Here is an 11,287-nt window from a genome sequence, read left to right on the forward strand (position 1 = left end):
GGTTTTTAGGCATTTCCCCTAAAAAGTTTATCTATAAAAAGCCTAAGTAAAATAATACCATTTTGAAACATTTACTTCAACAGTTTTTACTCTATTTTATTTAAAATATTCAACTTTTACAGTTTTCTGTAATCATCTCAACTTTAGCGTAATTCTCAAAGTCAATGCGAGCTCTAACTTAAAAGCCCGCTTTATTATAATAAAAGCGGGCCTAAATTTACATTACCTTATAATTGAGTTTTTGCTTTTTTGACTTAATGTAATCTGATATAAAAGGATAAATAATCGAAATTAACGCAAGGATTAGCAATGTTACTGAAATTCCCGAACGGAAGAAAATTTTTAAGCTGCCATTTGAAAGCATTAATGATTGCCTGAAATACTGTTCGATATTTGCCCCAACTATACATGCTAATATTAAAGGAGCTGTCGGTATATCGTATTTTTTCATGAAATAACCAATTATCCCAAAAATTATTAATAGGTAAAAATCTACTACGCTCATGTTTATAGCATATACCCCGACAAAGCAGATTCCTATTATTATAGGATATAAAATTTTAGGCGGAATAGATAATACCCTAACAAGGAGTCCCGCCAAGGGGATATTAATAATAGCACAAACTACATTACCTAAGAACATACTTGCAATAACACCCCAACCTATTTCAGGGTGCTGTTGGAAAAGAAGCGGCCCTGGCTGTAAACCGTAAATCATTAAAGCTCCAAGCATTACTGCTGTAGTACCGGAGCCCGGAACACCAAGGGTAAGCATTGGAATGAGAGCACCTACGGAACAAGCATTATTGGCCGCTTCGGGTGCAGCAAGCCCTTCTATTGCACCCTTGCCAAACTTTTCTGGCTCTTTTGAAAGCTGCTTTTCATTATTATAAGCCATCATTGCTGCTATAGTTCCGCCCGCACCAGGAAGCACTCCGATAAAAAACCCAACAGGAGTCTCTCTTAATATAGGTAAAATACTTCTCTTCCACTGTTCCATTGTAATCCATATTCTTTTAAATTTTGTCTGTATTGGCTTTGCTCCCTGTTTTAAGATTGTCTCAAAATTAATAAATACCTCGCTCATTCCGTAAATACCGATAATTACCACAATAAAATCTATGCCCATTTGCAGTTCGGGAATTCCGAAAGTAAATCTTTGAACACCGGACTGTAAATCAATACCTACTGTGGATATCATTAAACCTAAAAGTAAAGATATTATACCTTTTAAAAGCTCATCCTTAGAAATAGAAGCGGTTGCTGCAAGGGCAAATACCATAAGAGCAAAATACTCAGGAGGGCCAAATTTTAATGCAAACCTTGCAATAGGTAAAGCTAAAAATACAAAGGCAATAGTTGAAAGCATACCGCCAATAAAGGAAGCTATCGCGGAAATAGCAAGGGCTGCCTCGGCTTGACCGTTCTTTGCCATGGGATAGCCATCAAAACAAGAAGCTACTGCCGCACCATCACCCGGGATATTTAAAAGAATTGAACTTCGCGACCCACCAAACATTGCGCCGTAATAAACAGCACACATAGTAATTAAAGCCGTTGTAGGATTCATTGTAAAGGTTAAAGGGAGTAAAAGGGCAATGCCAGTTGTTGGTCCAATACCGGGGAGCATTCCAAGGACGGTTCCTAAAATAGAGCCAAAGATAAGCCAAATTATATTTACCGGGGTCATAGCAACCTTAAACCCATAAAATAGATAATGCAAAATATCCATTAAAACGGCACCTCACTTACGGTAAACTTATATTAATTAATTTTTCAAATATATACCATATTCCGATAGTAAAAATTACTGTAACCATTATATTGGTCTGCCAATTTTCTCTGCCATTTACCATAAAAAGGATAAATCCTAAGAATAATATTGTAGAAATAATGAATCCAATTTTGTCAAAAATTATGGTATATACCAGAGAAGCTATAATGGTACCAATAATAAGCTTTAGATAGCCTTTTTCCTTTTCCTCTTCTTTTTTATTTTCAGAAATAATTTTTTTATTCTTCTCTACTACTATTACTATTACCCCCATTAAAATCATCAAAACACCCAGGCTAAGCGGAAAATATAATGGAGCCATCGGATTACCAATGGATGCCTTAGGCAGGCTTAAAGCTTTGAAGGTGTATAAAAGCCCTAAAATTATTGCGCCTATACCGGTAACCATATCCTTTTTCATAATTTTGTTCACCCCTTTTTATAACTGCTCCGCAGGTATAAACCCGCGGAGCTTTTACCACTTATTGTCCCTTGTACATCCCTATTTCCTTTAAGATTTCTTTATAGCTCTCATTAGTATTGTCAAGGAATGCTTTAAATTCTTCGCTTCCCATATATGCTTTTGTCCAGCCGTACTTTTTAACCATTTCATCCCACTCTGGAGTATTTACCATCTTTGATAAAGCATCAGATAAGTACTTCACTGCATAGTCAGGCATTTCGGGTGGTCCAAAAAGGCCTCTCCAGTTTATAAATTCCGCATTTATCCCCTGTTCTTTTAACGTAGGAACTTGAGAAAGAGGCCCTTCTTTTATTCTTTCGGGTGCTGTAACCGCAAGCACTTTAATATCTCCACTCTGCATTGGCCCTATAACTTCAGCCATTCCCGTTGATAAAAGATCAATATGGCCTCCCATTAAGGCTGCAAGGTGTTCTCCACCCTGAAAAGAAACATATTGTATGTCTTTTAAGTTTTCAACACCTGCTGCTTTTGCTGCTGTTAAAAACTGAATATGGTCCATGCTGCCCGGTGATGATACACCACCGATTTTTACGCTTTTGGGATCCTTTTTGAGGGCTTCCATTACTTCGTTAATATTATTAAACTTTGAATTTTTTGGTACCGCAAAAGCACCGTAATCGTGTATGAGCATTGCAAGCGGTGTCAAATCTTTGTAAGAGTACTGGGTTTGTCCGGTAAGATTAATTAAAAGTAGAGGTGGTGAAAATACAATGACTTCATAGGGGTCTCCTTTTTTCTCCTGCATATACGCAAGTCCTACTGCGCCACCGCCACCAGGTTTATTCACAACCGGCATGGGCTGGGTGATTATTTTTGTATCCTGAAGCACCTTAGCAACCGTCCTTATTGTAGTATCCCAACCGCCACCGGGTCCTGCAGGAGCTACAAATTCAAAGGGTTTTGTAGGATAATTTACTTGATTGCTTTGAGCTGATTTATTTGATGAACATCCCGCTGTTATAAATAAAACTAAAATAAGTAAAATACTAAGATAAGCATAACTTTTTCGTATTCTCTCCATATGTTTTCCTCCTTTTTAAAATATTAAAAAAGGTAATGAAATTTTAATTAAAATTCTTCAAATATTTTTTAATTTTTCCCACCTCCTTTATTCCCACGGCACTTCCACAAACATCAGTGGAACATGCTGCTGTGCTGCGTGCATATCGGTTTCCCCTACCGTGCCCTGGGGCCTTAGCCTTGGTATGGTAATTTTTATTGCATTCGCAGCATCAAAATATACGAAAGTAATTATTTTTTCTTTCTCGATATTGTAAATTTTTGATATTAAATCTTCATTAATAATTCCTAATCTCTTTATTTTTTCATAGTCCTCTTTATTTTTAAAAATAATATCTAAAGTCATTTCAAAAGGCCCGGAATTTTTGCTCCTAAGCACTTTTGCTATATCTTTTAGAAAAACTTTTTTCATGATCACACCTCCAAATATTTAAACCTTATTACTTCTAAGGGGTCTTCTACCTCTAAGAGGTGGTAAACGTTAAATTCGCATACAATACCGAGCGGAATCTCCAAGGGAGTGAAAGGAAATGCAATATTTCCTGCAGTTGCTATTCTGCCTTCATACGGAGAATGTAACATTTCTGTCCTTGCCCTTGAACAAATGGCTGTAGCAAGTTCCTGAGTTGGAGCTGTGACTTCCAATATCACGCAAAGTTCTAAGGGTTTAAAATCTTTCACCGGTTCAAATTCACCCATTACTCCATTTTTGCCGTATAGATGAAATATCATTTTATAGCTGTCTTTAGGAATTTCGCTAAAATACTCTTCTACATCTTTTTTAACCCTTTCAATAATTTCATCGATATGTTCTATTTCAATCGGGTCCCTTACGCCTGCTATGAAAATCGTTCTATACCCTACCTTTTTTGCCCCTTCAAGCTTTAAGGTATATTTTTCAGCGGGAATAAATTTGCTTCCCGTTACTTTTACCTTTCTCTCATCTATCTGTTCAAACTTTGTGTTCGAAAGGTCGGTTATTCCTCCGGGACCCGGAAGAAGGAAGGGATGGGTTTTCTCGTAAAGGGTATGAGCCGCAACAGAAGCAACCGTACACCTTTCTGCAGGGTTTAAAGGCTCAACTATGAAATGGTCCCTCCTTAATGTTCCAAAAATGTTTTTACCTGCAGGTTCAGCACATATAGCACCACATTCCATAATTTTACCCATATGCCAGCAAAGTCCGGGATCAAACCCTTCTAAAATACCAAGAGCTGCTATAGGAACTGGGTCATATGTCCTCCCCGAAACAATGATATCGATGTCTTTTTGCTCTTTTAATACTTTTAAGTAAGGTTCTACACCCATTTGAGCTACAATAGTGGTTGCTTTATCAATTTCTTCCTCCGTAAGATCAGGTACAGGCCCGCATGGGCTTATCTTCCCTTCTTTTAATTTATTTTTTAAGTATAATTTGTCTACACCACTGTAAATAGCTGCAATTTTGAAATGATAGCCCTTTTCTTGTGCTATACTTTTTATAATTTCTAAAAATTCATCAACATGTTGATCACTGCCATCTCCCCCTGCAGAACTGATAAATACGGGGATTTTTCTTTCATAACATGCTTCCAGCAATAAAGAAATATCCTTGATATACGCTTCTTTAGAACACGTCATGGCACCCGTACCTAATTTATGCGGGCCGCTATCCGTAGACCCCGAATCAATTGCAATTACATGAGGGTTTCTTTCAAGCCCCTCTTTGAACCACTTTACAGGGAAGCCGTACCCTAGCATCCCCGCAGGTGTTAAAACCCTGATTTCTTCCTTCATTCCAAAACCATCTCCTTTTATAATTTTTGATTTTTTGCGTTTATTTTGTTTTATTTTGAATATTCATTATTGTATCCGGGATGCAATCATAGGTTAAAAAAATATGGAAAATTACATTAAAAATTTTTTAGGAAAGCTTCTAATGCCCTTTGTAAGTGGTCCTGCACCAGTTCCTGCGCTCTTTTTTCATCACGGTTTATAATAGCATCAATAATTTCATCGTGTTCTTTTAAAGCGGAAAGTTTTCTTTCTTTTTGCGACATTGTTATAGCTCTAAAACGCTCCAAATACTCTCTGTATGTGCTTATAAGATTAATCAACCTGGGCATCCTGCAGGATTCTATTAAAACTTTGTTAAATTCCCTTAAAAGTTCAAAAAGTTTTTCTGTATCATCTTTTTCTGCAGCTTTTTTCATTTTTTCATTTAACTTTTTTAATTTTTCAATTTCGCTTTGGGTGATATTTTTCACCGTAAATGTTATGGCAAGAGCTTCCAATGCTTTCCTTATTGAATAAATTTCTATTACATCTTCCTTACTAAATCCTTTCACTACTACACCTTTTCTCGGAAGATGGACAACGAGACCTTCAGTTTCTAATTTTCTCAATGCTTCCCTAACCGGAGTCCTGCTTACTTTCAACTTTTCTGCCAAATCTTTTTCTACTAACCTTTCTCCCTCTTTTAATTCTCCGGTAAAAATCTTTTTGCGAATGTACTCATATATGAGTTCGCGAATGGGCTTAAGATTTGAAAACTCTATAATTTGCTCCAAAATTACCACCTCAAAAACATGAGATATAGGATGCGGGATACCGTATTTCTATAATTAATATTCTCTCTTATTTTAAAAAATCCTTCTTTATTTAATAAAAAAAATAAAAAATATTTTATCTACAAATTTCGTCAATATTTTATAGTTATTTTTTTAAATTTTGTTAAATTCAGAAATCTGACAGTTTCACACATTAATCCAGATTAAAAATTTTTTACAACTTTCCTATACTACTTAAATATTCTTTTCCCTAAAGCTCTTACCTACTTTTTACGTTTGAAAAATAACCCTCAAGCAAGAAAACTATTGCTCCACCTAAGGTAGCTGTAAAAAGCTGCGGTAGTATAAATGCTTGAACAACAGGCTCAGGTATTTTAATACCAAAACCTTTTAGAATGTATTTTACCGAAATAGAAAGCCAAAAATATTTCATTACCGCTGCAAGTAATATCCTTATCATGGCGCTTTTTTGAGAAGAATAAAGCCCTACGTAGAGAAAATTACATACTATTATAAAAGGAATCATAGGCGGAAACTTCAATATACCAAGTAATAAGAGCAATAACGTGGGTTAAAGAACCTATAATTGTACCAGAAAATAATCTTAAGGTACCAGTCGAAACCACCAGCAAAACATTTACCAAAGAGCCAGTAATAAGCTGGGGCATTTTTAATGATTGCACAATAAGAGATATCGCTAACAAAAAAGCCGTTCTGGTTAAAAGTTTTGTCTCTAATTTCATAAATTTCACCCCTCCATTTACCGGAAGGGTGAAGTATGCCTTTTTTCCCATTAAAGCTCAATTATTATTTTCTATAACTTCCGTCTATCTGCTACTTTTGCTTTTTTAATTTGCCAACTACTACCTGCTATTTCCATTTTTTAGGGAATCCTCATATTTTTGTTTGACGTTACCTTTTCAGAACTTTTTTCAGAAAGATTAACCTTTTTATTTTTGTTTTACATTATTTTTCCAAATCCTTCAATAAAACTTATCCATATACCATATCCTGATTTTTTAAGTAATTTTCTTGAATAAAAAATTGAGACTGAATGAAAAAAGTTAAATATAAATATATGTTATAATAGTTATAATTAAAAAAAGGGGGTCAAATAATGAAAATTACTTTTTGCGGAGCTGCAAAATCAGTTACGGGTTCGTGTTATTACGTTGAAACAGAAAAAAGAAAATTTTTAATAGACTGCGGAATGTTTCAAGGTGAAAAAAGCAAGTTAAATTTTGAACCATTTCCATTTAATCCTACAGATATAGATTTTGTAGCTATTACCCATGCTCATATAGATCATTCCGGTAGATTACCTCTTTTATTTAAATTAGGATTTAAAGGGAGTGTTTATACAACTTCTGCAACAGCAGATTTATTAGAAATAATGCTAAAAGACAGTGCTCATATACAAGAGCTTGAAACAAAGTGGCAAAATAAAAAAAGACAAAGGAAAGGCCTAATACCTTTAAAACCTTTGTACACAGTAGAAGATACTTTACAAATTCCTGACTATATTGTGAGAAATCCCTATAACAAATGGATTAACATTGATGAAAATATTCAAATAATGTTTAAAGATGCTGGTCATTTATTAGGTTCTGCTATAATTATTTTAAAAATTAAGGAAAAAAATGGAGAAATTATCCTTACCTTTACAGGAGATTTAGGCAATTTTAATATTCCTATAATTAGAGATTATGAATATATTGATTACACAGATTATCTAATAATAGAATCCACTTACGGAGATAGATTTCATGATAAAAGTGAAGATATTAAAAATTTATATGAAATTATTGTAAATACTGTAAAAAGGGGAGGAAACGTAATTATTCCCGCCTTTTCAGTGGGACGCGCACAGGAAATATTGTATTTGCTTAATTACTATATAGATATTGAAAAAAGAAAAGAACTTTCTAATATTGAAATTTACCTCGATAGTCCCCTCGCAAAAGAATCCCTTGAAATTTATGAAAAGCATAAAGAATGTTACGATGATGAAGCTTTAGAACTATTAAACAAGGATATAGATATTTTGCGATTCGACAACCTGTATACCATTTCAAGCACCGAAGAATCAATGGCTCTAAACGATAAAAAAGGCATTGTTATTATCTCAGCCAGCGGCATGTGTGAAGCGGGAAGAATTAAGCACCACTTAAAACATAATATTTGGAAAGATACCACTTCAATAGTATTTGTCGGATATCAAGCAGAAGGAACTCTGGGACGAAAAATACTGGATAATGCGAAAAAAGTAAGAATATTCGGTGAAGAAATGGTTGTTAAAGCAAAAATATATAACCTTCCCGGCCTTTCCGGACATGCTGATCTGGGCGGGTTAATAAATTGGGTAAAAAACATAAAAAACGGTGTTTCAAAAGGTGTATATATAACCCATGGAGAAGAAAATGCTTGTGAAAACTTCAAAAAAGAGTTGGAAAAAATTATGAATGTTAAAATAAGGATTCCTGATCTTTTCGATAAAGTAGAATTATCATAACTTTAATGCCATGTTATACTATTTTTTCATTTGAAAAGCTTCTTTTAAAATTGCTAATACTTAAAAAATAAACAATGTAAAATATCAGACAAATAATCCCACAGGCTATAAAGGCACCATTAACACTAAAAATTTGGGCAAAAAAACCGGATATCAAACTACCTAAAGGAGTTGTACCAGCAAAAATCATCGTATAAAGGCTCATAACTCTGCCTCTATATTCATCCGAAGAAGAAAGCTGCAAAGTTGAATTGGCGGTTGTTGTAAATAGTATTGCAGAAAACCCAGCAAAAACAAATAAAATTGATGACAAATGGTAGTTTTTGTTAATTCCTATTATCACAAATATTATCGAGGAAAATATTAACGAAAAATAAAGTCTCTTTAAAGTAGGTTTTTTCTTACTTGTTGTAGCCACAAAAAATGCTCCAATAAGCGCACCAATTCCCATTGAAGAAAGCAAAAAACCATACCCAGCTTCATCCCTATGTAGAACATATTTTGTATATAAGGGTATCAATACATTAAAATTCATAACAAAAACGTTCATTATGAGAAGTAACGTAATAGTTTGCAAAATAATTTTATTTTTTCTTGCATATTTTAAACCTTCTAATATATCTGCAAATACTTTTTCCTTCTTTTTTACACTCATTGGTTTCAAGCCTACATCAATCATAAAAAGACCTATTAAAACTGCAATAAAACTTAATCCATTTAATAAAAAACAAATGCTCATTCCAACATTTTTAAGAAGCATACCCGCAATAGCAGGCCCTATGACCCTTGCAAGATTAAAATTTAGTGAATTAAGAGCAACGGCATTAAAAAGCAATTCATGACCAGCCAATTCGATAACAAAGGATTGTCTTATAGGCATATCAAAAGTATTTATTATTCCTAAAAACAAACCGAAGGCAAGCAATATAGGATAACTTATTATTTTTCTCCATGTTAAAAATGATAATAAAAATGCAAGAAACATAAGCAAACTTTGGGTTAAAATTAACAGTTTCTTTTTAGGAAAGTGATCGGCAACCGCACCTGCAAAAAGGGATAAAAACAATTGGGGTGTAAACTGCACCGCATTAAAAAGTCCAACTAAAAAAGCTGATTTTGTTAATGTAAGAGCAAGCCACGAAAGAGCAGTATTTTGAAGCCAAGTCCCAATAAGAGAGATACACTGGCCAAGCCAAAAATATTTGAAATTTTTTGATTTAAAAGCTGCAAATGGATTGTTTATACTACTCATTCGTTAATCATACTCCTAAATAAACTAAAATAATAAAGCCGCTTTTTAAAGCGTCTCCAATTTTTTATTTTATCACTTTTTGCAGGATTTGAAAATATATTTATATGATATAATATTTATACGATTTAACTTTTATATTATGAAATTTACGAAATTATAACTCTTATTTATAATATGCCTAGGAATTGGAGTCCCCGGTCCTTTGAACGCAAAAAAGGGTATTGTAAAAAATCCTCCAAACCTTCCCGGTTGGAAGTTGTAAAGGCAAAATTAGGCCGTGAAGCGGGCGCCATCGGTGCAGCTTCATTGGTTTTTACTGATTTAAATATATAAAAAGAGCGGGAAATTCCCGCCTTTATACAATTTTATATTTTGAGCCTCCTTTTATTTTTTCTTCTGTTATATTGTAAATTTCATCAAAGAAGCACGTCTTGAAACTCGCCGGGCCTCGGACTTCCGGCCTTTTTGCCGCAAGTTCTCCAGCAAGGCCGAAAACTACCAGAGCTGCAATGGAAGCTTTAAAGTAATCTCTTTCCGCACCACAAAAACCACCAATTACTGAAGCCAGCATGCAACCCGTACCCGTTATCGTTCCCATTAAATAATGACCGTTATCTACATACGCTACCCTATGCCCATCGGTAACTATATCTGTTGCCCCAGTTATTACTACAATAGACCTAAGGGCTTTAGCCATGTTTTTAGCAGCTGTTAAAAGGTTTTCGCTACTTTTTACAGCTTCGACTCCACGAATCTCGCCTCCTGCACCGGCAAGCACTCCGATTTCAGCGCTGTTGCCTTTTATTACAGACACTTTGACCTCATTTAATATCCTCCAGGTACTTTCAGTCCTTAAAGGCGTAGCTCCAGCCCCCACTGGATCGAGAACCACGGGTATTCCCAGCTCGTTTGCTTTTTTACCGGCTTTGATCATGGCTTCCACCTGTTCTGGCGTCAGAGTACCTATATTAAGGACAAGACTAGACGCCGCTTTGACCATATCCTCTACTTCTTCTAAGGCATGAGCCATCACCGGCAAAGCTCCTACTGCCAGCGTGATGTTGGCACAGTCATTGACTGTTACTATATTAGTTATATGGTGGACAAGGGGTTTTTGACTCCTTACTTTTGTTAAAAGTCCCTCAATCATTTTATCATCCTGGTCATCCAAACTGTGCAAAACCGCACAAGTTTAGACGGCTGGGGTATTTGTAGTCCGCCTTTCAAGTTGTCCCAGCCCCAACAGGCGGTATTTGGGACAACCATAGCCCCTGCCCCAAGAAGCAGGAACTCGCGCCCTTAACCGGGTCTCCCCACTTGCCCTGAATGTAATACTCCCTTCAGGACAGAGACGTCCCTTAATACCCTCTCAGGGGAGAGTGGCGTTACCACCGCTACCTTGAGAACTCGCCAGAGATTATAGCTTGTGCTATAGGCACTAATACTTGTTCCACCCAGAGGTATTAGTGCCTTCCCTGGCTCACTCCCAAGGCTTTTTATCAGTTTTATCGCTCTGTCTATCTCCTTTAGTTGCCTTTTCTTTAGTTGTTTGTTCTTAACCGTTCTCTTTACGTGCTCTTTTAATTCTTCCAATTCGTCAGCATCTAAATCTTTTAGAATTGCCATATACCCTTCGGGAATTTGCTCTTTTAGTCCAAGCCCCCTTCTTGCTATTACGTATGCAGCTGCTATGTCC

At 35.5% G+C, this 11,287-nt stretch carries 11 protein-coding genes and 1 pseudogene; 1 reads left to right on the plus strand and 11 read right to left on the minus strand.

The genetic code is table 11. The features are described 5' to 3' along the window. Positions 1-217: 217 nt before the first annotated feature. The 8 genes from ACPLVF_RS06170 to ACPLVF_RS06205 all read right to left on the minus strand — a co-directional run bounded on the left by ACPLVF_RS06170 (position 218) and on the right by ACPLVF_RS06205 (position 6,570). Positions 218-1,732: a tripartite tricarboxylate transporter permease gene (locus ACPLVF_RS06170; RefSeq protein ID WP_424906957.1), complete on the minus strand. Its 1,515-nt coding sequence runs from the start codon at positions 1,730-1,732 to the stop codon at positions 218-220. Between the two features lie 16 nt (positions 1,733-1,748). Beyond that, positions 1,749-2,195 (minus strand): tripartite tricarboxylate transporter TctB family protein, encoded by a 447-nt coding sequence (locus ACPLVF_RS06175; RefSeq protein WP_424906958.1) that lies wholly within the window; start codon positions 2,193-2,195, stop codon positions 1,749-1,751. A gap of 61 nt (positions 2,196-2,256) precedes the next feature. Continuing rightward, entirely contained in the window at positions 2,257-3,279 is a 1,023-nt protein-coding gene (locus ACPLVF_RS06180; RefSeq protein WP_424906959.1) for a tripartite tricarboxylate transporter substrate binding protein, read from the minus strand. Between the two features lie 87 nt (positions 3,280-3,366). Then, entirely contained in the window at positions 3,367-3,690 is a 324-nt protein-coding gene (locus tag ACPLVF_RS06185) for a DUF4387 domain-containing protein (RefSeq protein WP_424906960.1), read from the minus strand. A gap of 2 nt (positions 3,691-3,692) precedes the next feature. Next, positions 3,693-5,054 (minus strand): acyclic terpene utilization AtuA family protein, encoded by a 1,362-nt coding sequence (locus tag ACPLVF_RS06190; protein ID WP_424906961.1) that lies wholly within the window; start codon positions 5,052-5,054, stop codon positions 3,693-3,695. 116 nt (positions 5,055-5,170) lie between these two features. Further along, positions 5,171-5,827 (minus strand): GntR family transcriptional regulator, encoded by a 657-nt coding sequence (locus tag ACPLVF_RS06195; protein ID WP_424906962.1) that lies wholly within the window; start codon positions 5,825-5,827, stop codon positions 5,171-5,173. Positions 5,828-6,086: 259 nt separating this feature from the next. Beyond that, on the minus strand, positions 6,087-6,353 hold the full coding sequence (locus tag ACPLVF_RS06200) for a hypothetical protein (protein ID WP_424906963.1): 267 nt from the start codon (positions 6,351-6,353) through the stop codon (positions 6,087-6,089). Continuing rightward, on the minus strand, positions 6,328-6,570 hold the full coding sequence (locus tag ACPLVF_RS06205; RefSeq protein WP_424906964.1) for a hypothetical protein: 243 nt from the start codon (positions 6,568-6,570) through the stop codon (positions 6,328-6,330). Before ACPLVF_RS06205 ends, ACPLVF_RS06200 begins: the two co-directional genes overlap by 26 nt. A gap of 374 nt (positions 6,571-6,944) precedes the next feature. Here ACPLVF_RS06205 and ACPLVF_RS06210 point away from each other — a divergent pair, with 374 nt between their 5' ends. Continuing rightward, entirely contained in the window at positions 6,945-8,339 is a 1,395-nt protein-coding gene (locus ACPLVF_RS06210) for an MBL fold metallo-hydrolase RNA specificity domain-containing protein (protein WP_424906965.1), read from the plus strand. 13 nt (positions 8,340-8,352) lie between these two features. Here ACPLVF_RS06210 and ACPLVF_RS06215 read toward each other — a convergent pair whose 3' ends face one another. From ACPLVF_RS06215 to ACPLVF_RS06225, 3 genes and pseudogenes are all read right to left on the minus strand, one after another. Further along, on the minus strand, positions 8,353-9,591 hold the full coding sequence (locus ACPLVF_RS06215) for an MFS transporter (RefSeq protein WP_424906966.1): 1,239 nt from the start codon (positions 9,589-9,591) through the stop codon (positions 8,353-8,355). 355 nt (positions 9,592-9,946) lie between these two features. Further along, positions 9,947-10,741, minus strand: a complete 795-nt coding sequence (gene thiM, locus ACPLVF_RS06220) for a hydroxyethylthiazole kinase (RefSeq protein WP_424906967.1) — start codon at positions 10,739-10,741, stop codon at positions 9,947-9,949. Positions 10,742-10,890: 149 nt separating this feature from the next. Next, positions 10,891-11,287: pseudogene (locus ACPLVF_RS06225) on the minus strand (IS200/IS605 family accessory protein TnpB-related protein); the annotation flags it as partial.

Origin of the sequence: Thermovenabulum sp., assembly GCF_049701175.1 — a bacterium.
Taxonomy (GTDB): domain Bacteria; phylum Bacillota; class Thermosediminibacteria; order Thermosediminibacterales; family Thermosediminibacteraceae; genus Thermovenabulum.